The 24,831-nt window shown below is 34.2% G+C and carries 22 protein-coding genes, 1 tRNA gene, 2 rRNA genes and 2 pseudogenes; 8 read left to right on the forward strand and 19 right to left on the reverse strand.

The window, feature by feature from the left end; genetic code table 11:
• The first annotated feature begins 277 nt into the window (after positions 1–277).
• Positions 278–745: a hypothetical protein gene (locus OUY_RS02300; RefSeq protein ID WP_139686585.1), complete on the forward strand. Its 468-nt coding sequence runs from the start codon at positions 278–280 to the stop codon at positions 743–745.
• 773 nt (positions 746–1,518) lie between these two features.
• On the opposite strand, the gene fsa is transcribed toward OUY_RS02300, so the two are convergent.
• Entirely contained in the window at positions 1,519–2,163 is a 645-nt protein-coding gene (fsa, locus tag OUY_RS02305; protein WP_007302527.1) for a fructose-6-phosphate aldolase, read from the reverse strand.
• Positions 2,164–2,528: 365 nt separating this feature from the next.
• On the opposite strand from fsa, the gene OUY_RS02310 reads away from it, so the two are divergent.
• Positions 2,529–4,703 carry a coiled-coil domain-containing protein gene (locus OUY_RS02310; RefSeq protein ID WP_139686586.1) on the forward strand — a complete coding sequence of 725 codons (2,175 nt, stop codon included), beginning with the start codon at positions 2,529–2,531 and terminating at the stop codon, positions 4,701–4,703.
• 361 nt (positions 4,704–5,064) lie between these two features.
• Here OUY_RS02310 and OUY_RS02315 read toward each other — a convergent pair whose 3' ends face one another.
• The 3 genes from OUY_RS02315 to pstC form a co-directional block, all read right to left on the reverse strand.
• Complete coding sequence (locus OUY_RS02315) at positions 5,065–5,406, reverse strand: F0F1 ATP synthase subunit epsilon (RefSeq protein WP_010404622.1); 342 nt, start codon at positions 5,404–5,406, stop codon at positions 5,065–5,067.
• A 5-nt stretch (positions 5,407–5,411) separates the two neighbouring features.
• Positions 5,412–6,848, reverse strand: a complete 1,437-nt coding sequence (atpD, locus tag OUY_RS02320; protein ID WP_179949519.1) for a F0F1 ATP synthase subunit beta — start codon at positions 6,846–6,848, stop codon at positions 5,412–5,414.
• Positions 6,849–6,942: 94 nt separating this feature from the next.
• A complete protein-coding gene (gene pstC / locus OUY_RS02325) occupies positions 6,943–8,031 on the reverse strand; it encodes a phosphate ABC transporter permease subunit PstC (protein ID WP_139686588.1) in 1,089 nt (362 codons plus the stop codon).
• 107 nt (positions 8,032–8,138) lie between these two features.
• On the opposite strand from pstC, the gene rpmH reads away from it, so the two are divergent.
• The 3 genes from rpmH to OUY_RS02340 all read left to right on the forward strand — a co-directional run bounded on the left by rpmH (position 8,139) and on the right by OUY_RS02340 (position 8,917).
• Entirely contained in the window at positions 8,139–8,273 is a 135-nt protein-coding gene (gene rpmH / locus OUY_RS02330; RefSeq protein ID WP_010404613.1) for a 50S ribosomal protein L34, read from the forward strand.
• Positions 8,257–8,634: a ribonuclease P protein component gene (rnpA, locus tag OUY_RS02335; protein WP_080589533.1), complete on the forward strand. Its 378-nt coding sequence runs from the start codon at positions 8,257–8,259 to the stop codon at positions 8,632–8,634. Before rpmH ends, rnpA begins: the two co-directional genes overlap by 17 nt.
• A gap of 73 nt (positions 8,635–8,707) precedes the next feature.
• Entirely contained in the window at positions 8,708–8,917 is a 210-nt protein-coding gene (locus OUY_RS02340; RefSeq protein ID WP_139686589.1) for a hypothetical protein, read from the forward strand.
• Between the two features lie 32 nt (positions 8,918–8,949).
• Here OUY_RS02340 and OUY_RS06810 read toward each other — a convergent pair.
• The 3 genes and pseudogenes from OUY_RS06810 to OUY_RS02350 all read right to left on the reverse strand — a co-directional run.
• Positions 8,950–9,760 (reverse strand): annotated as a pseudogene (locus tag OUY_RS06810) (IS66 family transposase); the annotation flags it as partial.
• A 191-nt stretch (positions 9,761–9,951) separates the two neighbouring features.
• A 5S ribosomal RNA gene (rrf, locus tag OUY_RS02345) occupies positions 9,952–10,058 on the reverse strand.
• A 67-nt stretch (positions 10,059–10,125) separates the two neighbouring features.
• A 23S ribosomal RNA gene (locus OUY_RS02350) occupies positions 10,126–12,890 on the reverse strand.
• Between the two features lie 331 nt (positions 12,891–13,221).
• Here OUY_RS02350 and OUY_RS02355 point away from each other — a divergent pair.
• Genes OUY_RS02355 through ruvX form a run of 3 tightly spaced genes read left to right on the forward strand, consistent with a single transcriptional unit; the run spans position 13,222 to position 16,650 of the window.
• Positions 13,222–14,292: a methyltransferase domain-containing protein gene (locus OUY_RS02355; RefSeq protein ID WP_139686590.1), complete on the forward strand. Its 1,071-nt coding sequence runs from the start codon at positions 13,222–13,224 to the stop codon at positions 14,290–14,292.
• Between the two features lie 48 nt (positions 14,293–14,340).
• On the forward strand, positions 14,341–16,125 hold the full coding sequence (locus OUY_RS02360) for a ribonucleoside-diphosphate reductase subunit alpha (protein WP_010404591.1): 1,785 nt from the start codon (positions 14,341–14,343) through the stop codon (positions 16,123–16,125).
• 57 nt (positions 16,126–16,182) lie between these two features.
• Entirely contained in the window at positions 16,183–16,650 is a 468-nt protein-coding gene (ruvX, locus tag OUY_RS02365) for a Holliday junction resolvase RuvX (RefSeq protein WP_010404588.1), read from the forward strand.
• A gap of 25 nt (positions 16,651–16,675) precedes the next feature.
• On the opposite strand, the gene ruvC is transcribed toward ruvX, so the two are convergent.
• The 12 genes and pseudogenes from ruvC to pheS form a co-directional block, all read right to left on the reverse strand.
• Positions 16,676–17,164 carry a crossover junction endodeoxyribonuclease RuvC gene (gene ruvC, locus OUY_RS02370; RefSeq protein WP_010404586.1) on the reverse strand — a complete coding sequence of 163 codons (489 nt, stop codon included), beginning with the start codon at positions 17,162–17,164 and terminating at the stop codon, positions 16,676–16,678.
• Positions 17,165–17,992 (reverse strand): cytochrome c oxidase subunit 3, encoded by an 828-nt coding sequence (locus OUY_RS02375; RefSeq protein ID WP_029237660.1) that lies wholly within the window; start codon positions 17,990–17,992, stop codon positions 17,165–17,167.
• A gap of 47 nt (positions 17,993–18,039) precedes the next feature.
• Positions 18,040–18,699 carry a TenA family protein gene (locus OUY_RS02380; RefSeq protein WP_139686591.1) on the reverse strand — a complete coding sequence of 220 codons (660 nt, stop codon included), beginning with the start codon at positions 18,697–18,699 and terminating at the stop codon, positions 18,040–18,042.
• Between the two features lie 15 nt (positions 18,700–18,714).
• Entirely contained in the window at positions 18,715–19,173 is a 459-nt protein-coding gene (locus tag OUY_RS02385; protein WP_246038623.1) for a thiaminase II/PqqC family protein, read from the reverse strand.
• A 68-nt stretch (positions 19,174–19,241) separates the two neighbouring features.
• Positions 19,242–19,415: pseudogene (locus tag OUY_RS06755) on the reverse strand (thiaminase II/PqqC family protein); the annotation flags it as partial.
• Positions 19,416–19,508: 93 nt separating this feature from the next.
• A complete protein-coding gene (metK, locus tag OUY_RS02390) occupies positions 19,509–20,681 on the reverse strand; it encodes a methionine adenosyltransferase (RefSeq protein ID WP_139686592.1) in 1,173 nt (390 codons plus the stop codon).
• Between the two features lie 39 nt (positions 20,682–20,720).
• A tRNA-Ile gene (locus OUY_RS02395) sits at positions 20,721–20,797 on the reverse strand.
• An 8-nt stretch (positions 20,798–20,805) separates the two neighbouring features.
• The gene (rpmA, locus tag OUY_RS02400) at positions 20,806–21,075 is read right to left on the reverse strand and encodes a 50S ribosomal protein L27 (RefSeq protein ID WP_006012184.1); all 270 of its coding nucleotides are present in this window, start codon (positions 21,073–21,075) and stop codon (positions 20,806–20,808) included.
• A 10-nt stretch (positions 21,076–21,085) separates the two neighbouring features.
• Positions 21,086–21,388, reverse strand: coding sequence for a 50S ribosomal protein L21 (rplU, locus tag OUY_RS02405; protein ID WP_007302510.1), 303 nt, complete (start codon positions 21,386–21,388; stop codon positions 21,086–21,088).
• Between the two features lie 218 nt (positions 21,389–21,606).
• The gene (locus OUY_RS02410; RefSeq protein WP_139686593.1) at positions 21,607–22,083 is read right to left on the reverse strand and encodes a hypothetical protein; all 477 of its coding nucleotides are present in this window, start codon (positions 22,081–22,083) and stop codon (positions 21,607–21,609) included.
• Positions 22,084–22,142: 59 nt separating this feature from the next.
• The gene (locus OUY_RS02415; RefSeq protein WP_010404529.1) at positions 22,143–23,378 is read right to left on the reverse strand and encodes an NTP transferase domain-containing protein; all 1,236 of its coding nucleotides are present in this window, start codon (positions 23,376–23,378) and stop codon (positions 22,143–22,145) included.
• A complete protein-coding gene (gene pheS / locus OUY_RS02420; protein WP_010404527.1) occupies positions 23,379–24,422 on the reverse strand; it encodes a phenylalanine--tRNA ligase subunit alpha in 1,044 nt (347 codons plus the stop codon).
• Positions 24,423–24,831 lie beyond the last annotated feature (409 nt).

Raw genomic sequence — 24,831 nt, forward strand, 5'->3', positions numbered from 1 at the left:
TATGGGAGCCAGAAAAAGCTGCAGCATATATTTTAAAAGTATATTTAAAGGAAAGAAAGTTATAGCGTTTCCAATTTTCTGGCGGTTATTTTTTCATATTTTACAAATTCTTCCCACTAAGATGACTGCAAGAATCTTACGATAATCACCAAATCTACCATCTTGTAAAGCTAAAGCTCTTCAAAACTCAATCGCAAGCTTCTCCACACAAAAACATCTTGACTATCGCATGTTTCATATTATATGAATAAACTGTTAATGAAAGTGGAGGGTTGCAATGCCTAATAATACAGATCAGTCTAAAAAAATAAATGAGAAATGGTTATTTATAGGAGGTGCTTCACTGTTTCTTGTAATAATGCTACCATCAATTTTTCTCTTAGCAAAAGTAGCTATGATGTTTGTTATAATCTCAACTACAGCAATAGCAATAAAAATTGCCTCAAAAGCAATATCAAACGTTTTAGAGGATAAAGAGAATCAATCAACACAAAATAAAATTATAAACCTAGCTATTGGAGCAGTGTCCATACTTGCAGGTGGGATATCATTACTTATTACAGCAAAAGTTGATTTCATCGCAATATGTTCAACTATAGCTATTTTAGCTCTGTATGAATATATTAAAGATGAAAAAATAGGTAAGGATATAAATGATAAATTCGATGAAATAGCTAATAATACAACTGAGTTTTGCGTCAACAGCATTGAAAAACTTATTCCATCACAAAGTTGTGAAGTGTAATCTTTTGTTTATAAATTTTTAGATGCATGGCTAACATATAAACACTGAAATCAGCACTTCCTTTCTTGTTATCCTAGTAATGGCTTCCATCATCAAAAATGTTGTATTACTTTTATACTCGCAAATCTAACTGGATTCCAATGCTGGAATGACATTACCTTGAATGGAAATCGGTGCGTGATGTACATCTGTATAGAGATAAATATGTCATTCAGTTTGTTATCATTCTAGTACTGCCATTCTATAGGTAACAGCTGTACCTGGAGCTCCTCTCTTGTCATTCCAGCACTGGAATCCAGAAAACTTAATTTCAAACCAGTACTTTCCCTCTTTTCATCCCAATTTCCAAAATGTTACTCCAGTACTGAAATCCAGCTTTTTTATAACTATCGAAAACACTGTATTACTTTACAAATTTAACTGGATATAATTACTGGCATGGCAAGTTTGTAAAATTACGATAAAAAATTACTTGACAAACTCTAATAGTTTTGTTACCATGCACAGTGAAGGTGTTCTAGAGCTCGGAATCTATCTTCGTCTGCAGACTTTTCAATTCAATTAATTTATAATCTTCAGTTAAAATATATTTTAGCTATACTTCGGTCGTAGCTGTATACATTTTTCTCAATCTTTTTTATTAGTGGAGGACTATCATGTTTAAAACACTGAATTACGCATATCATTGACCTACATGTCTTTAAAGGACAGATGGTACCTATGTCCTTTTTATATAAATTATTGTGTTTTTATGTCTTTTTTAGCAATGTCATTTATTGTTTTACGCCCCAGTCTTTTTCAAATATTGCGAGCCCTTGATCAGTAAGTGGATGATTAATTAACTGTCTAAGTATTTTTGCTGGCACAGTAATTGAATGAGCACCGAGCCGTGCAGCTTCTATTACATGTGCTGGACTTCTTACTGATGCAACAAGAACTTTTGTCTTAAAATTATAATTAGAATATATAGTGCATATATCTTCTATTAGCGATAAGCCATCATAGCTTATATCATCAAGGCGACCAACAAAGGGAGAAATAAAACAAGCACCGGCCTTAGCGGCAAACAGTGCTTGTCCAGGAGAAAAACATAATGTGATATTAGCAGGTATTTTATGTTCTGTCCACAACTTTTTACAAGAAATTAATCCTTCATGTGTAAGAGGTAACTTTACTACGATATTACTAGCGATTTTCGCTAACTTAAGGCCTTCCTTAACCATATCTTCATGGCTATCTGCAACAACTTCAACACTAACAGGTCCTTTTATAATAGAACATATTTCGCTTACTAAATCTTCGTACTTATCTTTATGTCCAGATTTTGCTATTAAAGAAGGATTAGTTGTTATACCATCAATGAACTCTTTTAGCTCCTTAATTTCATTCAAATCAACACTATCAAGAAAAATTTCCATATTATTGTCCTATTAAAAACCTATTTTTACAAAATATTGTCATCTTTGAAAAGTATTAAATAAAATCGGATTTTTAACTCAACTCAATTTTCAGTCCGTTAGGAAAGAAAATATTGCACTGAGACACAGTATAGCGCTTTCCTTAATTGGTTGCATTTTATTAACAAAATTAGCATAACCAATTTCTGAAGTTTACTAGCTTTACGTTCAATAGAAATTCTTGCATAGCCTAAAACTTAGTGCTACTATTAGTATAGTAACACAAATAGGTAGTGAGGAACAATAAACAAAAAGGTTAATATAAAAGGAGTTAATCACTCCTAAAGTAAATATATTATCAGAACAATAATAATAAGGGGTATACTATGTCAACAAATTTCCCGACATTAAAAAACATATTAGCAGAGCTGAAAAGAAAAAATAGCATTACTGTTTTAGAAGAACATTGTCAGAAAAAATGGGAGGTTTATGACTTGCTCATGGATTTAACAAATGATGAAAATTTTAAGCAAGCATATATAGATCTATCTTTCAACAAGAGCTTTAAAAAAAACTTTATAGAATTAGCAAATCAGGCAAAAAAAGCTGTAAGTAAGTATTTTAGAGACAAAGACATAGACCTTCGAGCTTTTTATGTAAAAACTAACAATTCTGATAAAGTGTTAAACATTAATCTTATTAATTACAATAGAAGTGAGCCAATAAGAATTAGTGATATCTTACAGCAAGAAAGGGATATTAGCACATTGAATATCTATTGCGATAAAAAGCATGACATATACGCTTACCGAAAAGGTAAGGAAAGACATTATGAATTTAAAGAGGGTGCATATTATGAAATGACAAGCACTTGGCCTGTGCAGGACAAGGATGGGAAAACTTTTACCTGTGCTATGGTTATGAATGTAAGTAATTCTGGTATAACTAAAGTACTACAGTTTAATGGTAAAGATTTTGAATCGCCACCTGAGGAGTTTTTGGAATTAATAAGACAAAGTGAAGAATTATATATTCAAGGTCTCTCTCTACATGACGCTGTAAAAGCATTATTGAAAAAGAACAAAAATGCTAACATTGCACCGGCTGTTAGTAATCTGCAAAATAACGAACATATCGTAATCAATCAAGACGAAAAGATGAAAGATCTTGAAAATGATGCTAAAAGCAATCCTATTCTTTCTTTCACTAGCAACAATGTATCAGAGGTTAATCCACAGCAGATTGCAACTCAGGCAATTGCAACTCAAACAGAAGTTAATTCACAACAACTAGATCAAAAGCTTACAAAAGCTGAGCAAGAAATTAGAGAATTAAATGAACTGAGGAACAATTTACATCATAGGCTCGAAGAGGCCAAGCAAGAATTTGAAAAGCATAATAGTGATTTACAGAATGAACTTGGAGAAGAAAAGCAAAAAAATGCAAAATTGCAAGCTGAACTAACACAAAAAAATGAAAAGCTAGCAAATATGTCAACAGAGCTGCAAGAAAGAGCGCAAGAACTTGAAGGTGCATATGAAGAAAAGAAAGACCTGAAGAAAAAGCTGGAAGTTGCTAATGCAGAAAAAGAAGAGTTGACAAGTGAGGTAAGAAAATTGCAAGAGGAATTAGACCAGCTGTTAAGTAATTGCATAATAAAGCAAAAAAAATCAGAACAGGAACTCATGGAGGCTAAACAAGAAATTGAAGAATTAGAGAAGTGCAATAGTGATTTACAGAATAAACTTGAAGAAGAAAAGCAAAAAAACGTAAAATTGCAAATTGGACTAACACAAAAAGATGAGAAGCTAGAAAATATATCAACAGAGCTGCAAGAGAAAATACAAGAACTTGAAAGTGCACATGAAGGAAAGAAAGATCTAGAGAAAAAGTTAACAATTGCTAATACAAAAAATAAAGAACTGGAAAATAAATTGAAACAGTTTAAAAAAGCGGAAGAGGAAACAGAAGATATATTAAATGAAAATTGGAAAAATATACAGGATTTAAAATGTACAATTCTACTCTCATATGATGAGCACAACACAAATCTGAAATCTTATAAACAAGAGGTAGATCAGCTAAAGCAGGAATATGAAGAGTTAAAGAACAAGGTAGAGCTTAAAGATGAGCAAATTAAGAAGTATAAGCAACAGTTGTCGCAGAAGAGAGAAGAAACAAAAGAGAATCAATTACTGACAAAGATTAAAGAATTGGAAGAATGTAATGAGCACTTGACAGAAATAATTGGAAATAAAGCTCTGGAAATTGAAAGAATAACTGGAGAAAGAAAAGAGCTAAAAGGTACAGTGCAATACTTAAATAGCCAAGTAGAACTGTTAAGTCCAGTAGTTGATCAAGTACTTGTTAATAAAAAGGAAGTTTTTGATAATAATTCAAAAATGTTTTACCAGCTTACAGAGAAAATTGATGATTCAGAAAAAAAATCTAGGTCTTTAAGCCTTGATAGCGCATTTCATAGCGATCACTGTAATTCACTTCTAGACTTAACCAGCAGTCCCTTAAAGGTGTGTAGCCAAAGTCAGCGTGGAAATGTTTAAAGATGCACATGAAACCAGCGGCTTCTTTATTCAAGTAGCCCCTCTTGTCATCCGAGTAGTGTAACACATAGCTGTACGAACATTGCAATACGGCACATAATAAACAATGTCATGCCAGTGCGTGACACTGGGATCTAGTTTTTGGACATTGTTTTTGACATATGTCCTTAAGAACTATTGTTTACTGCATAATTTGCAAATACTTTTTATATCTGGATCCCAGTGTCACGCACTGGGATGACAAGAAGGAAGATACTGGAATGACATCTTCCCTGAACCATAATGTTCGTACAGTTGTGTGTCAGCTACTTGAAGTGGGAATGACAAGAGTAAACTCATTTCTTGAACACAAAAAGAGCCCCTAAAGAGATTTGACATCAAGATAACTTAAATATATACCAACTCTCTTATTTTTTAATGATTCCTCATCATGAGTCAAATGATCAAAAACCTGAATTTGATTCGTTATAATGCTACAATTATTATTTGCAACCTCTAATATACCATTATCAATTACAACTTTTTCCTTTGTCTGGTTACTCATTTGAACAGTAATTATACCAGGCAATAAATAAATTAAGTAAGGAGAATGGTAAGCTAAAATCACTAGCTCTCCTTCAAGCCCATTCACTGAAAGCGAAACCACTTCATCGAATGAAATTCGATTATCAGGAGAAAAAAATTGCACCTTAAAAGTGTTCATAATCTTTAATGTCCGGCTCCAACTTCAGCTTTTATTGATTCAGCCTTTTCTATTGCTTCACTTATACTTCCCACCATATAAAAAGCAGCTTCTGGCAGGTGATCATATTTACCTTCAATAATTCCTTTAAAACTAGAAATAGTATCAGAAAGTGAAACAAATTTGCCAGACATGCCAGTAAATACCTCCGCAACATGAAAAGGTTGAGAAAGAAACTTCTGAATTTTACGAGCTCTATCAACAATAATTTTATCTTCATCAGATAGTTCATCCATACCAAGTATTGCGATAATATCTTGCAGCGACTTATAAGTTTGCAATATACGTTTCACTTCAGAAGCCACATTATAATGCTCTTCACCAATGATTTCAGCAGATAAAGACTGAGAAGTTGAGTCAAGTGGATCAACAGCAGGATATATACCCATTTCAGCTATCTGCCTTGACAACACTGTGGTTGCATCAAGATGAGAGAATGTCGTTGCTGGAGCTGGATCGGTCAAATCGTCTGCAGGAACATATATAGCCTGTACAGAAGTAATAGAACCAGCAGTAGTTGAGGCTATTCTCTCTTGCATAGCGCCCATATCAGTCGCAAGAGTTGGCTGATAACCAACAGCCGACGGTATTCTTCCAAGCAAAGCAGAAATTTCAGAGCCAGCTTGAGTAAAACGGAAGATATTATCTACAAAAAATAGAACATCTTGATCTTCATGATCACGAAAATGCTCCGCCATAGTTAGTGCTGTTAAAGCAATCCTAGCCCTTGCTCCAGGAGGTTCATTCATTTGACCATAAACCAAAACGGCTTGAGATTTTTCGTGCTCATTTATATCTATTACATTCGAAGTAATCATCTCGTTATAAAGATCATTACCTTCACGCGTTCTCTCTCCTACTCCAGCAAACACAGAAAATCCTTTATGAGCTTTTGCTATGTTGTTAATCAGCTCCATTATCAGAACTGTTTTACCAACACCAGCTCCACCAAATAAGCCAATTTTTCCTCCTTTAAGATAAGGAGCAAGAAGATCTATAACCTTTATTCCTGTAACTAAAACCTCTTCCTGTATCTTCTGCTCGGTAAAACTTGGAGGTGATCTATGTATAGGTTCTAAATTATACTTTCCTTTTAAAGGACCACACTCATCTATAAGCTCTCCTACAACATTAAAAATCCTTCCTAAAGTTGAGCGCCCAACCGGAACTGATATTGGTGCACCTGTATCAACAAACTCATCACCTCTTGACATACCATCTGTGCTATCCATAGCAATGCAACGAACTATATTGTCACCCATATGCTGTGAAACCTCTAAAACTAGCTCCTTGCCCTTACATTTTAGTTTGCTTTTCAAAGCATTAAATATCTTAGGTAACTCGCCTTCAAATTTTAGATCAACAACTACTTGAGTTATCTTAACCGTTCTACCTATATTCATCTCTTTCATCACCTAACACTATAATTCTATAAAAGAACTTCTAAAAAATAAATCTTATATTATTAACAGAAATTTTGCAATATTAAAACACTTACTAGTTACGTTTCATTATAAATAGTGCAAATGCATTCAATAGCCAAGTAATAACAAACAGCACCAAACTAAGCGCATAAGCAGCAAGAGTTTGCACACTATTGAAATCCTGATCTCCGGTAAGTAATGTAGCAATTTGTACAGTGATAGTAGTAACTGAATTGAGAGGATTAAAGGTCAAATTTGCATTGATTCCCACAGCCATTAGTACAATCATTGTTTCACCTATCACCCTTGAAATTGATAATAAAACTGCACTTAAAATTGTAGGCATTGCATAAGGTATTGTTATATGCCATATAGTTTCCGCTGGTGTTGCACCAAGCGCCATAAAACCATAACGTAAACTTTTTGGAACAGATCTTATAGCATCTTCAAGCAAAGAAATAATAAAAGGAAGAATCATTATTCCAATCGATAAACCAGCAATCAAAGCACTTTCTGAGTGTATACTTAGATTAAAAAAATTCGCTACCTGCTTTATAAAAAAAGACAAAAATACAACTGAGAAGTATCCATATACAACAGTAGGAATAGCAGACAAAACCTGTAAGGCTGTATTAATAACATAACGCACTTTTTCACTCGCATACTCACTAATATATATTGCAGAAAATAAACCAAGCGGCACCGCAACTAACATTGCTACAATAGTTATAAGTAATGTCCCCACTAAAAGTGGCGCTATACCAAAACACCCCACCTCTCCTTCACCAATAATAGCTACATTATACTTCCATTTTAAGCAAAATAAGAATTCTGAAATAGCTACTTTATTAAAAAAAGAAATGGACTGAACAAAAATAGATAGCATTATAAATAAAGTGATAAAAAGTGATATTGCTAAAGCCATAAATAACAAAAATTTTACCATCTTATTTCTTTTACCTTTAAAGATAAAAATCAGCATAAAAAAAAGTAACGCTATAGAAATAGAAGTTATAAAATAACCATCATAGAATGCTAACAAACAAGGTAGCATCCACATACAACTCAAATATATATAAGACTTAACTTTACTTACTGCTTGAAACTTACTCAAACAAAATAAAAGGATTAGTAAAACAGGTACGCCTATAATTAAATTCATTTTTCCATATATCAAATTTTATTCAACAAGAATGCCATAGAAGTTGACCATTATTTGACAATAGAGAAAAATAATTTAAAATAAATAGTTATATTAATATAAAAACAATGAAAAGAACATTTCAACCAAAAAATTTAAAAAAAAAGCACAAACATGGATTTCGTTCACGTATGTCAACAAAAGCTGGAAGAAAAATTCTTAATAAGCGTCGCTCATTAGGGTGTAATAAATTATGCGCATAGTAAGCATAAAAAAAAAGAGTTTTCCTTTGCTTTTAAAAACAGATTAGCACCTGACAGTCTTTTTTATCGGGGGGTATATATATCACTATATGCTATAAAAGAAAGAGAACCTGAAAAGTATATTCATGTTATTAGAGTAGGTCTGGCTATCAGTAAAAAAGTCGGAAAAGCAGCAAAAAGAAATAAAATAAAAAGGCAATTACGAATGCTAGCTAAAGTTAGCATTTCTAATATAAGTAATGTAGGATACTATTACATAATACTAACCCATAAAAACATTATGCAAGCAGGCTATAAAAATTTACAAAAAGACCTCAATATTTGCTTAAAGAAAGATAAAATAAGAAGAAATTTTCACTAAAGTATTTACAGATATATTTTTTATGATAAGATAAATAAACTTTTTAAAATAAATTAATAGATGTGGGTGCTTGATGGTAGAGAGTATAAGAAAAGAAGATAAAAAGCTCGATACAAATAATGCTGAAGAGAGTTTTTATGAATATAGAAAGTCTAGCTATCGTACACAATGGGGAATGGCATTTGAACAAAGCCAATACTTAGAACAAAATAAGGATAATCCTAGAGGGAAGTTGCTAAATTTAAATATAGAAGCAACTTATTACAATAAGGGAATAGTTTGATAAAAGTAAAAGTACCCGTTCAAGGGAGTGGTTCAAGAAACGATAGGCAGGGGATTGTATAGTTCTCTTTGTTTCCATGTTAAGTATAATGAAATTATCCTTTCAAATTCCTAGCTCTGATTACGTAAAATATGAGCTTTTACAGTAAATGATATAATGCCTAATTTGCTGTTCAGCGCGATAGTGGAATACTTTCTGGTTTACTTAAAAAATTTCACATCATTCTTTCAGATTTTAAAATATTTTTCGCAACTTGAAAAGCTCCAGTTGCTTCAGATAGGTAGCTTCAAGTAATACCTTATACGTTTTGCAACTTTCTTACACTTCTGTTTCATTTTTTAATAAAGCTTTTTTTAGCATAAATAATTCAGTGGATGCGTTTTTTAAGTAACAGCCCAGAATTTTAACTTCAATAGTCCAGCTATGTTTCAAAGTACCTGTCAGCGACTATTACAATTGCAACATACACTGTCTTTTAAATCTTCTTTCCCTTTAAAACTTGCAGTATTGCTTCAGCACTAACCAAGTTTACCTTTATTATAACACGTTGATGCGCAAAACCTCACTTTTCTTATTCGATTTGCTCATACACCTTTTTGCATTTTGAGGGAATTCTATATTCACTATTTGATACGCTTTCAATTCACATTAAAAACATCACTTATAATTTTCACGTTTTGAATTTTTATAAAATCCACTGAGTGCTACAATTATCACCTAACTATTGGACCAAATGTATCTGCTTTTTGGTAGTTTGCTACTTCTTCTTTCTCCTCATCTCCAACAACCTAATTAATATTCAATTATATAAAGTTTGATTTTCGGAAGATCAATTGTTTGATGATTTGTTAAATGTTGCTATCTCTCCTCCTCATTTGCAAATAGGTGACAAATTCTACTTTTAAATTTTCTACTTTTATTTTAAAGTTTTCGCAAAATTCTAAAAGATCAGTTATATTACCTCACAGCTACTCTATGTTTACCTTGTTTCATCGCTCTACTGAACAGATATAAATAAAAAGAAATTTTTATAAACTTGGCAACGACCTACTTTCCCTTTTTAAGTATCATCGGCGCTAAAAAGTTTCACTTCCGAGTTCGAAATGAGATCGGGTGGTTCATTTTTGCTATAGTCACCAAGTCAATAAAAATTTCTGACTTAACAAATTTCAATTTAATATTTAACACTGCATATACACATATAGAAAGGAAATAAATCAATCAGGCTATTAGTACTAGTTAGCTTCACATGTTACCATGCTTCCACACCTAGCCTATCAACGTGGTAGTCTTCCACGGCCTTAATTGGGAAATCTTTTTGAAGAGGGTTTCTTGCTTATATGCTTTCAGCAATTATCCCATCTATACATAGCTACCCAGCGATGCTATTGGCATAACAGCTGGTACACCAGAGGTATATCCATCTCGGTCCTCTCGTACTAGAGTCAGATCTTCTCAAATTTCCTTCACCCACGGCAGATAGAAACCGAACTGTCTCACGACGTTCTAAACCCAACTCACGTAACACTTTAATCGGCGAACAGCCGAACCCTTGGGACCTTCTCCAGCCCCAGGATGTGATGAGTCGACATCGAGGTGCCAAACGGTGTCGTCGATATGAACTCTCGAACACCATCAGCCTGTTATCCCCGGCGTACCTTTTATCCGTTGAGCGATGACCCTTCCATACAGAATCACCGGATCACTATGACCGACTTTCGTCTCTGCTTGGCTTGTCAGCCTCGCAGTCAGGCAAGCTTATGCCATTGTACTATCAAGCTGATTTCCGACCAGCTCTAGCTTACCTTCGCACGCCTCCGTTACTTTTTAGGAGGCGACCGCCCCAGTCAAACTACCCACCATACAATGTCCTAGTTCCAGATAATGAAACATAGTTAGATATCAAAAGTGTAAAGGGTGGTATCTCAAGGTTGACTCCATTATAGCTAGCGCCATAACTTCAAAGTCTCCCACCTATCCTGCACATCACACTTTTAATAGCAATGTAAAGCTATAGTAAAGGTGCACGGGGTCTCTTCGTCTAACCGCGGGTACCCCGCATCTGCACGGGGAATTCAATTTCGCTGAAGTGATGTTGGAGACAGTGGAGAAATCGTTACGCCATTCGTGCGGGTCGGAACTTACCCGACAAGGAATTTCGCTACCTTAGGACCGTCAGTGTTACGGCCGCCGTTTACTGGGGCTTCAATTCAGAGCTTGCACCCCTCCTATTAACCTTCCAGCACCGGGCAGGCGTCAGACCCTATACTTCCACTTACGTGTTTGCAGAGTCCTGTGTTTTTAGTAAACAGTCGCTACTCCCTATTTTGTGCCACCTACCCATAGTTGCCTAAAAGCAGGTTACCCTTCTTCCGAAGTTACAGGTATAATTTGCCGAGTTCCTTCAACATCATTCTTTCAACACCTTAGTATACTCTACTCATCCACCAGTGTCGGTTTACGGTACGGCCTCATAAATATAAGTGCTATTTCCTGGAGCTTCTTTTAAGCATAGATCAATCCAATAAGACCTATACAAATACAAAACCCGTCACACTTAAGAGGTTTAGGAATATTAACCTAATTGCCATCGACTACTCCTTTACGGACTCGCCTTAGGAACCGACTAACCCTACGCAGATTAACTTAACGTAGGAACCCTTAGATTTTTGGTGAGAGTGTTTTTCACACTCTTTTACGCTACTTATGTCAGCATTCTCACTTCCGATATCTCCAGCAGTTTTCACAAACCGCCTTCACAGACTTACGGAACGCTCCGCTACCGCGCCTATTAATCGAAATTAATAAGCACCCACATCTTCGGTATACAGCTTTAGCCCCGGTACATTTTCGGTGCAGAAAAACTTATTTAGACAAGTGAGCTGTTACGCTTTCTTTAAAGGATGGCTGCTTCCAAGCCAACCTCCTAGCTGTAATGGTTTTTCCACTTCCTTCCCCACTTAGCTGTAATTTTGGGACCTTAGATAGTGATCTGGGCTGTTTCCCTTTCCACCACGGACTTAGCACCCGTAGTGTGTCTGCTGTATAATTAATTGTTGGTATTCGGAGTTTGGTTAGATTTGGTAAGATGATGAATCCCCCTAGTCTATCCAGTGCTCTACCCCCAACAACATACATACAACGCTCTACCTAAATAGATTTCGCGGAGAACCAGCTATTTCCAAGTTTGATTGGCCTTTCACCCCTAATCACAACTCATCCAATAATGTTGCAACATTAACTGGTTCGATCCTTCAGTATGTTTTACCATACCTTCAATCTGGTCATGACTAGATCACTTGGTTTCGGGTCTAATCCATAAAACTAAACGCCCTATTCAGACTTGCTTTCGCTACGCCTACACCTACCGGCTTAAGCTTGCTTCATAGATTAACTCGCTGACCCATTATGCAAAAGGTACGCTGTCACTCTAAATATCAATAAATTGATATAGAGCTCCAACTGTTTGTAAGCACTTGATTTCAGATTCTATTTCACTCCCCTCCCGGGGTTCTTTTCACCTTTCCCTCACGGTACTTGTTCACTATCGGTCGTTAAGGAGTATTTAGGCTTGGAGGATGGTCCCCCCATATTCAAACAGGATTTCACGTGCCCCGCTCTACTCAAGGATTTAAAAACTTTCTATTTATACAGGACTATCACCTTCTATGGTTACCATTTCCAGAGTATTCTAATTCTTATTTTTAAATCACTAGCCTTTTCCGCTTTCGCTCGTCACTACTAACAGAATCTCGGTTGATTTCTTTTCCTTTGGCTACTTAGATATTTCAGTTCACCAAGTTTGCTTTATATACTTAGTATATAATAACTAGCTAAGCTAGTTGGGTTTCCCCATTCGGAAATCTGCGGATCAAAATTTGTTGACAATTTCCCACAGCTTATCGCAGCCTGCCACGTCCTTCATCGCCTCTTAACGCCAAGGCATCCATCAAGTGCTCTTAATAATTTATTTATCTGACTATATGTAGAATATGCAGAGTTAAATATTAACTTACAATTGAATTGAGATTAAATAATCTCTACCATAAAACTTTTCAAACATCTAAAAACTAATCTTTTATATGTTACAATCTGATAAATCATATGTCAACGCCTTTTTACACAAAACATTTACCTATTATTATCAACAACAATATACCAGCAATCTTAAACAGTACAATCTGAGAAATATTCGACAAATTGATATGTACAGAAAAATTAATGAAAAAGATATTTTGTAAGATAAAATGTGTTAAAATTAGTTACCTAAAAATGAAAATGAACATTTGGAGTATTTCTAATGTATGAAAAGTAATCTATCTTTTATAAAAAACTTTGCTTTAAATTGTATATCTAAGCTCACTGGCTTATTAAATATTAAAAAAGTAAAAAATTTCATTATGGATAAATATAATACTCTCCATAAAGAAATTGTAGTGTTTCTTGAAAAATCTAAAAACCTGTTAAATACCAACATTGAAATCGGGTTATATCACTTCTATAAAGGTAATATATCAGATGCAAAGTTAAGATTTTTGTTAATTAGCATATTCTACCCCAATTTACCTCTAGTCTGTTATAATATTGGAAGATGTCATTTTGCAGTAGGAAATACTAATAAAGCTTATAATTATTTAACAAAGACACTAAAATTAGATAGTAGTCACAAAGAAGCTTCTTACTACTTAAAAAAAATAACAAACACATCAGATATCGTAGAATTGCCTGAAAATCTCATAAAACAATATTTTGATTACACAGGTGAATATTTTGTTGAGCATTGGCTAATTGCCAAACAATACAGAGGGCATGAACTAGTACACATGATAATTACAAAAGTCTTTAACAACTCCACTTCTAAACTGAATATACTCGACCTTGGTTGCGGTACTGGAATATGTGGTCACTTCCTAAAAATAAGTAATATTAGAAGTCGCATAACAGGAATTGACATCTCAAATAGAATGCTCAATATTGCAAGAGGATGCCTTATAAAAGGTAAACCTGTTTACGATGAGTTAATACATACAGAAATGAAAGAGTTTCTTAAACAAGAGAAGAACCAGCAGTATGATGTAATTATCTTTGCTGAAGTGCTACACTATCTACATGATTTTCTAGCAGAATTGGAACTAGCAAAAGGATTGACAAACAAAAAAGGGGTTATTGTATGTTTAGTAAGAAGAAAGGAAGGTAAAGGTATTGACTTTGTAAACAAAGGAGATTATTTTCGTCATTCAGAAGATTATATTCAGCATGTTGCAAAAGAAACAAATATGCAAATAAGTCAAATGAGTTACTGTAAAATATATGGCAGTCAGGTTGATGGTATCTTATTTGCATTACAACATCCACAAACAAATTCAACAACTTAATCGAGAAATCGCTCAAATAAATTTCTATATTATCATAAAAGGAGCCTTATGAATTACATTACTATTAATTACGCAAAAGATAGTAAATTAACCGATTTTGGAAAAGCAGTTCTATTGGATAGGTATTTAATAGAAAATGAAAGTTATCAAGATCTCTTTATACGTATTGCTAATTACTATTCTGATGATAGAAAACATGCACAACGTCTTTATGATTACATGAGCAACTTGTGGTTCATGCCTTCAACACCAATACTTAGTAACGGCGGTACCAAAAGAGGATTGCCTATTTCCTGCTTTCTTAATGAAACTGAAGATAGCTTGAAGGGAATAGTTGATCTATGGAATGAAAATGTTTGGCTCGCTGCACGTGGTGGTGGAATAGGTAGTTATTGGGGAAATTTACGTTCAATTGGTGAAAGTGTCAAAGGTAGCGGTAAAACATCAGGAATTGTGCCATTTATCGTAGTACAAAACGCTCTGACGCTTGCAATCAGCCAAGGATCCTTAAGAAGAGGAAGCTCAGCAGTTTATCTTCCTGTATGGCATCCAGAAATAGAAGAGTTTCTAGATTTACGTAAGCCAACTGGTGGTGACCCAAATCGCAAAGCATTAAATATACATCATGCTGTAATAGTAACAGATAAGTTTATGCAAGCTGTTGAAGATGATCAAGAATGGGATTTAATAAGCCCTCATAACAATAAAGTTATTTCAACAGTAAAAGCACGGGATATATGGATTAAAATATTAACAGCAAGAATTGAAACTGGAGAACCTTATATTATCTTTCTTAATGCAACAAATAACAATAAACCAGAACCTTACAAAAAGCTCAATTTAGATATCAAAATGTCAAACCTATGCAGTGAAATAACTTTAACTACAGGTTACGATCACCTGAACAAGTCGCGCACTGCTGTATGTTGTTTATCATCCGTAAATCTTGAATACTACGAAGAATGGAAAGATAATGAGCTTTTCATAGAAGATATAATGCGTTTTCTTGATAATGTATTAGAGGATTTCATAAACCAAGCACCAAATGAAATACAGCGAGCAAAATATTCCGCAATAAGAGAGCGTAGTATCGGTCTTGGCGTGATGGGTTTTCATTCATTTTTACAAAGTAAAATGGTTCCTTTTGAATCAGTAACAGCCCAACAATGGAATAAAAAAGTATTTAAGCATTTGCGCGAGCAAGCAGATGTAGTTTCTAAAAAATTAGCAGAAGAAAAAGGGCCATGTCTTGACGCTAAAGAAATCGATCTAATGGAAAGGTTTACACATAAGCTCGCTATTGCTCCAACTGCCTCAATTTCGATTATCGCAGGCAACACTTCTCCTGGAATAGAGCCGTATGCAGCAAACGTATTTATACAGAAGACACTTACAGGTTCATTTGTAGTACGAAATAAATTCTTGCAAAAACTACTAGCAGAAAAAAATCAAGACAATGATGAAACATGGTCCTCAATTTCAACAAATGAGGGTTCTGTTCAGCATTTAGATTTTCTTAGCAAGCATGAAAAACTGACATTTAAAACAGCATACGAACTTGATCAACAATGGATCATAGAACATGCAAGTGATAGAACTCCTTATATTTGTCAATCTCAATCAGTAAATCTGTTCTTACCTGCCAATGTGCATAAACGTTACTTACACAAAATACATATGCTTGCTTGGAAAAAAGGATTAAAAAGCTTGTATTATTGCAGATCACAATCAATGCAGAGAGCTGACAAGGTCTCACATGACATATTCAAAAAAAGTGAAATATTGCAACAAAAAACAGATATTAATTATGATGAATGTCTATCATGCCAGTAGACTGTACATAACTTACTGTCACAAAAATACAATTGTACAAAAGTTATGTTTTCATAGATGCTACATAGAAATCCAGATGAATTTCTAAAGTCTATTCCAAGAGATAAACGTATAATGTGCCTTGATATGGGAGAAAAACAAATAGGCATAGCATTTAGTGATAAAACACAGCTTATAGCTACAGCTCATAGTATATATTATAGAAGAAATATGAGCAAAGATTTAGGTTATCTAAATAGAGTGCTTAAAGAAAATGAAGCTGGATCAATGGTAATAGGACTACCATTCACAATAGATGAACAAGAGACCGAATGGTGCAAAGTAATAATCCAGTTTGCAAATAAAATAATAAAAAAATGCAAAGTACACATATACCTACAAGACGAAAGTCTATCAACATCTCTTGCAACTCACGCACTAAAAATTACTGGAATATCAATCACAAAATCAAAAAAAATAGATGATAAAATTGCTGCATGTATTATTCTACAACAAACATTAGATAAGATAAACGCCATCAAATAGTTTTTTAAACTGAATTCATGTAAAACTACTCAATAAAACAAAAATTTCTCGTATAAGCATGACAAATTGCTGTAGCAAGAGCATCAGCAGTATGGTGACATTTTATATTTGAGCTTTTAACTATTTGCTTGACCATAAATATAATCTGACCCTTATCAGCATGACCATTTCCAGTAATGCTCTTTTTTATATAGTTTGCATCATATTCATTCATGGGTAAATCCGTCATTCGTAATATTAAAATTGCAATTGCTCTTGCATATCCTAAAGTTAGCGAAGATTTTGGATTCTTATTAATAAAAATTTTTTCCACAGCAGCTTCATTTGGAGAGTATAGGAAAATTACTTTCTTTAATTGTTCAAAAATTATATGTAGACGTTCACCTACACCCAATTTACCATCAGTTGATATGGTACCGCCACCTAAAAATTTAATATTATTCTTTTCTTCCAGTCTAATAATGGCCCAACCAGTCTTACTCATCCCTGGATCTAGGCCTATTATTTTAATCACTTAATAAAGGCTTAACCAATAAATAAACAGAAATAAAAATATCCAGACTAGATCGACAAAGTGCCAATACCAAGAAGCAAACTCAAAGCATAAGTGATCTTGAGGTGTAAATTGATCTTTTCGAGCTCTAAATAAACATACTGACAAAAATATTATACCTATTATAACATGCACACAATGAAAACCAGTAATCATGTAAAAGTTGGATGTATAGATAAGTTTCTCTCCCGCTTCTTGTAGAGAAAAACTTGCTTCATAATACTCAATTGCTTGCACTATTATAAAGAACATCCCAAGCAATATAGTTATAGACAGCATTTTAATCATGCTTTTTTTATCATTTTCAAGTAAAAAATGATGTGCTGAAGTAATTGTTGTACCAGAAAGCAATAATATTAGTGTATTCATAAATGGTAACGACCACGGATCCGGTGGTAAAATCCCTTCAGGGGGCCATTCAACTTTTTTTGTAGGAGAAAACGCTTCAAATAAAAAAACCGGATCAAGCCAGGCTTTAAAGAATGAACAAAAGAACGCTATAAAAAACACAACTTCCGAGAGGATAAATAAGTACATTGCAAGCTTGAGTCCATGTTTTACAATGGCAGTATGGCATTTATCATAAATTGCTTCTCTTATTACATCTCTCCACCAATAAAACAGTACACCTGATACTGCAGAGATTCCTAAAACTAAACCAAATATTCCAGAAGTTTGTTTATGAAATACACCAACTAACCCAAGTGCAAGAACAAGAATTGCTACTGATATAGCAATTGGCCAGGGACTTGGGTCTACTAAATGAAAATCATGTCCTTTACTTTTCATATCATCTTCAAAAATACGTACCAAGCATACAAATTAGCTTAAAATTGTCAATATTTCTTAAAATCTCGATCAAATTCTGAAAAATTATATGCGCTATTCCAAAAATCTAACTCAAATTGTGCGCTTATCCTAAATAACTCAAGCATTCTACTTCTTTCTTTTTCTCCTACTTTTTGGCAATACTCATCAACAATATGTTCTAAAGTAGTGCACCCATACTCCATTAAACTACCACTATAAAAATCAAACCAATCCTTATACCTGTTATTTTCCTTGAACCCACTTTTCATACTATCAGTAACAGTTTTGTATATAAACATGCAAGAATATAAAACTGTTACAGTTTCATAGATATCACTATATGAGACAGATAAAAGAAAATTGGTAAAATTAAAACATACAGGAGATTTTTTTCCGCGTCTCACACCGTATATAGTAAAGTAGTGATCACACAAGAACTTATTAACAGCTATTGACCCTTGCGCTACTTTGGCAAGTGGAATTACATTACTACAATCTTCTATTCTGGACGCAATAATCAATATGGTACGAATGTAATCGTCTAAAAACAACGTGTCTTGCTGGATATAGAATTTAAAGTTCTCTATATTTAAAGTACCTTCCATCAACTCAACATTAAAAGGATGATTAGTTAAATCTCTTAAAAGATTTGATCCATAGCAATTCTTAATTATATTACTAAACATGCAAAACACTCAAAATCAAGGTTCTGACACGAGTAACTCTATATTAGATTCTAAGTCGCGACCTGCATTATAATATATCTCATTCCAAAATTCCATTTCAAGCTGCATCCCACTACGAAAGAATTCTAACATATTCCTTTGCTCATTATCATTGGATTTTTTATATAGACTGTTCATAATGTTAGTTACATCATCAATCATGGTATTTGCTGCATCAGAGTTAAAAAAATCTATCCATTTTTGATATTTGTTATCAGCAACAGTTTTACCTTTCGCAATATGACGTACAACTATTTGATATATACAAAAGCACGGGTAAGAAGCTGCTAAACCTTCAGCAACAGAATTGTGATGTGCAACACGTACAAAGAAGTTAGTAAAAGCTGAGCAAGACTTCGACTTTTTGTGGCTATCAGACAAATCGCAATCTGCAAAATGTTCTCTATAGTAATCTCGTGTGGCAAAAGTACCCACAGTACACAAACTAGTTTATTCATTATTTCAACGTCATTAAATTTAGCTGCAATAATCAATAAAGCACGAGTGCAGTCTACTACATACAAAAAATCCTGCTGAAGATAAAATTTGAACTTTTCATAATCTAGCGTATTATTCATCAACTCAACATTGAAAGGATGTCCTTTTATTTTTTCAATAAGATCGGATGATTCTCTTATAGCAATATCGTAAAACTCTTCTTTCGGTTTGTTAGACATTGTATAAACCTCATAAATATAAAAGCTGCTAGAATTAGTATAAAAAGCTACTTACACTAATAATAAGTTATTATATCAGTATCGAGCTATAAATCAAAACTTTAAAGCAGCTTTACTTTTATCTTCTATATTAAATTCTCTACAAAAATCTGTAGATAGTTCCACACCTTCCCAAGAAAATCCACCATCATTTTCTAGCTTTTTACCGAAATGTCCATAGCAGGCTGTACGTTTATATATAGGACGATTAAGTGATAAATGTCTGATTATGCCTTTAGTTGATAAATCTATGTTACCTTCAATAAATCCTTTAATCCTCTCTTCATCTACTGTATTTGTGCCAAATGTATCAATGTAAAATGAAGTAGGTTTTGAAACACCAATTGCATAAGAAAGCTGTACAAGGCAACGTTTAGCCAAGCCGGCAAAAACAATATTTTTAGCAAGGTATCTCGCCATATAAGCTGCGGATCTATCAACTTTTGTTGCATCTTTTCCAGAAAATGCCCCTCCACCATGTGGAATATAGCCTCCATAACTATCAACCATAATTTTTCGTCCGGTTAAACCACAATCACCAACTGGTCCACCGATAACAAATCTACCTGTTGGATTGACTAAGAGATTTTCTTTAGGGCACATCCACCCTTCAGGTAAAGATGAAGCTATGTAAGGATAAATTATTTCCTTCACTTTCGATTGACTCAGATCCTCAAGATGCTGTATTGAAACAACAATACTTTCAGCACGCACTGGAAGGTTATTCTCATACGCCAAAGTGATTTGCGATTTTGCATCCGGACCAAGCTTTACCTCTTTGACCATACTCATGATATTTCTCAGAATCGAGTGTGCATAAAAAATGGGTGCTGGCATGAGGCTTTCTGTCTCTATTGTTGCATAGCCATACATTATGCCCTGATCCCCAGCACCTTGATCCACACCTATTGCAATGTCATTTGATTGTTCATGTAGTAATATATTTACTTTCACTGTTTCCCAGTGGAAACCATCATGCTCATAACCAATATCTTTTATTGTATTCCGTACAATACTTTCAATCTTGCTATTTTCAATGTTCGGCCCAAATACTTCCCCAGCTATAATAACATTATCTTTAGTAACTAAAGTCTCTATTGCAGTACGAGAGGAAGAGTCATTAAAAAGGTATTCGTCAAGTATTGCATCTGAAATCTGGTCTGCTACTTTGTCTGGATGACCGGCTGCTACTGATTCACTGGTTACTGAATTCTTATGTAAAACCATCGCTTAGTTACACGATATCAAAACTATTGCAAATTTAAATGGTGGGTCTGGGAAGAGTTGAACCTCCGACCTCACGCTTATCAGGCGTGCGCTCTAACCACCTGAGCTACAGACCCGTATCTATTCAAGCCAAGGCTTGCATATCATCTGTAGGCACAACATCAATAAACGTCTTTTTATTTGCTGATTTTCTAAAACTCACCCAGCCTTTCGTTTTAGCAAAAATCGTATGATCTTTACCCATACCAACATTCTTTCCAGGATGAAATTTTGTACCTCTTTGACGTACAATTATGTTACCTGGAATAACCTCACCATTCTTCTTTATCCCGAGCCGACGCCCTGCCGAATCTCTACCATTACAGGAACTACCACCTGATTTTTTAGTTGCCATATCTTACCTCTTACTTTTGAAGACTAATTTCATTGATACGAAGAACAGTAATATACTGCCTATGACCATTTTTCCTACGGTAATTTTTTCTTCTCTTTTTCTTAAAGATTATAATTTTTTTATCTCTACACTGCTCCAGTACTTCAGCTTTAACAACAGCATTAGATGAACAAGATAAGCCATTGTTTGAAACACAAATCACTTTATTGATTTCCACTTCCTCTTTTTCTTCAGCTTGTAATCTTTCTACTTTAATTATGCTGCCTTTTTTTACTAAATACTGCTTTCCACCAGTTTCGATTACTGCAAACATGACAAATATCAATTATTGTTATTAACACTAATCGTAAATGATGTTACACATACTGTCAATATAAATAAAAACATGAAATACTTCTACCTTTATCTGCTTTTCCTCGTGGAGAGTAGTCAAGTTTTAAAACTTGACTACTCTCAAATTCTCTTAGTCTCATGAAAACTTTACGACGTTAACAAAAACTCAAGCTTTCACTAAAAACATTCAATCGGAGCTTACAAATTAAAACTCATTCCAAATTCAACCCCATGCAAAAGTTCACGGAACTTTTGCAGCTTGTAGCCAACAAAAAGATTCGTTACCTCAGAAAGTGGAAGATTAATACCAGCATCTATCTGGTAGGAAAAAAACTTTTCTACGTCTGTCTGTTGACCTCGCGGCATTAGTAGAGATGCTTTAATGCCACCTCCTGCACCAAAAGTAACATAAGGAGTAATATCCGTACTTTCAAATTTATAATGATAACGAAGCTTTGCCGCAAGTACCACGTCTAAAACCCATTCACTTATAACAGGCTTAGCTACAAAACCAAATAAAATTTTAATGCTATCTGTATAATGATAACCAAGATCATAATTAATACCAAGCATGCCATACGACGGAGAGATGTAGGTTCTATCTTTAATCCAATCAACTCCAAAAGATGGTACTGAAAGAGAACAACAAACCAACAAGGTAAATAATTTTTTCATTTTTATCTAAGATCTCAGCATATGCATATATAAGCATAACCATCAAGAAAAAATTGGAATTATTTTATTTTTTTAGTTACTTGCCTTTCTCTTGCAATTGCAAGACTTCCCTTTGGCACATCTTTCACTATAACGCTACCTGCTGCAATGACAGAGTCATCATGCACATTAAGCGGTGCAATTAATGAACTATTGGCACCAATAAAACAATTGCTTCCAATATTTGTTTTACGTTTCTTTTTACCATCATAATTACAAACAACAGTACCTGCACCTATGTTACTCCCCTGCCCTACCTGAGTATTTCCTATATAACTTAAATGCTTTATCTTAGTATTTATACCTATATCACTTGCTTTTGTTTCAACAAAATTACCTATGATTGCACCATCACCTATTGTTGTATTTTCACATTTGGCAAATGGACCAACCCTAACACCAGATCCTATTTTTACTCCAGGACCAAAAAAAACGTATGGGTAAACAATCGAATCCATACCAATTTGCGTATCAAGAGAGAAGAAAACAGTTTCTGGAGCAACAAGCGTTACTCCAGAGTTAGTGAAAAACTTTCTTTTTTCTTCTTGAAAGTAAAACTCGGCCGTTGCAAGGTCATTCCTATTATTTATGCCAGTTGCCTCCTCCTCATCAGCAATAACATAGCCGACATTTAAATTACTCTTTACTGCAATGGCAACGATATCGGTCAAGTAATATTCATGAGCTTGGTTATTACACTCTATTTTCTCCACCAATTCACGTAGATTCTTTTCATGTGCAACCATTATTCCGGCATTAGCAAGAAATTCCTCATCATTATTTCTACCATTTTGTGCTTCTACGATTTCTCTTAGGGAACCGTTCTCAATAATTAGTCTACCGTATCCTTTATTATTAGTTTTAAACCCAAGACAAACTAAAGCATTGCTCTCTCCTAAGCAGCTTATCATTTTAGTTATTGTGCTGCTTTTTATTAGTGGAGTATCCCCATACTGCACAACAACTATATCTGACAATTCTTTCAGGTTTCTCATTGCAATTTTGACTGCATCCCCTGTACCGAGCGTTGACTCTTGTGTAATTAGTTTTATACCCTCAAAGCATTTCAGCCTTTGAGTTAAAGGCAAATCGACTACAATAACTATTTTTTCAGGATTCAGCTGCTTTGCATTGTAAATGACATGCTCAAGCATGGAGAAATTACCTATTTTGTGCAGAACCTTAGGCAAGCTTGAATTCATTCGTTTACCATGCCCAGCAGCAAGTACAACAAATGTATAAGATTTATTTGTCACCTATCTTAAAGACGAAAAATGAAAACCATAATGGTTGAGCCAACTAACTCTATTGTCGTAAAAGCTCCTTAGATCACTAATTTGATATTTCAGCATTGCTAGCCTTTCTATACCAATCCCAAATGCAAAGCCACTATATTTAGTATGGTCTATTCCAACATTTTTAAAGACATTTGGATGCACCATACCACATCCAAGTACTTCAATCCATTTACTACCTTTATAACTTATGTCCACTTCTGCAGAAGGCTCAGTAAAAGGAAAAAAACTATTACGAAAGCGTATTTTTAGACCTTTATCTCCGAAAAATTTACTAAGGAAGCGATGAATAGTAAATTTTAATTGGCCCATATTGACATTTTCATTAACATAAAGCCCTTCTATCTGATGAAACATAGGAGTGTGAGTTGCATCAAAGTCATTTCTGTATACCCTGCCTGCAGCCACTATTTTAATTGGAAAAGCTTTTGTCTTTTCCATAGTTCTAATCTGCACAGATGAGGTATGAGTGCGCAGCACCATTCTTTTATCGTTTATTTTATTCTTTAAGTAGAAGGTATCTTGCTCCTCTCGCGCAGGATGATGACTTGGAGTATTTAGCGCATCAAACACGTGAAATTCATCTTCAATATCAGGACCATCAACTGCTTTGAAGCCCATATGTGCAAAAATGAGCTTTACTTCACTTATAACTTTGCTCAGTGGATGAATCTTGCCAATTCTTTCTGGTCTGACAGGCAGTGTGATATCAACTGCTTCATTTTGCAGTTTTAACTTAACTTCTTTATCTTTTAGTTCATTTTCTTTGCTTGTTATAAGCTGGTCTATCTTATTGCGTAAAACATTAATCACTGCACCTAGGTCGCGTTTTTCTCCTGCATCATCTATATTCTTTAAGTCATCGAAATAAGCCTTTATTAGACCCTTTCTCCCCAAGTATGACAACCTAACTTTTTCTAAATCTTGCAAAGAAGCAGCATTTTCAATCTCAGAAACTGCCTTATCTTCAAGTAAAGGTATTTCACTTATTAGCTCTTTATTCACCTTAAAAACGCTAGCTTAAACTTTCATTATAGTGAAATCTTTAATATCATCAATAAAACTATTCGCATAAAAAGTTGTCATCAGAGTAGCTGATCTCTATGATGGTATCATTAAAATTGCCCCTATCCGAGTGTTTCCTTCTCCTGTCATTCCAGTGCTCCGACACTGGAATCCAGCCTTTACTTAACAATAAAAACTTAGCATAACTTTCGTGCTCAAAAAATTCCTGAATTCCAGCATCAAGTGCTGGAATGACATCTCTATAGGACTCCTAACAAATCCAAAATATTAAGAAATTCACCAAGCAAAAAAAAGGCAAAAGAATCTCCCAGTAGTGAGTTTTATAATGTAAATTGATAATGTGCTAACAAGCGTGTTTTGGCTGAAGTAGAAAAAATTTAAAAAACAT

This window comes from Wolbachia endosymbiont of Leptopilina clavipes (genome assembly GCF_006334525.1).
Classification (GTDB): Bacteria; Pseudomonadota; Alphaproteobacteria; order Rickettsiales; family Anaplasmataceae; genus Wolbachia.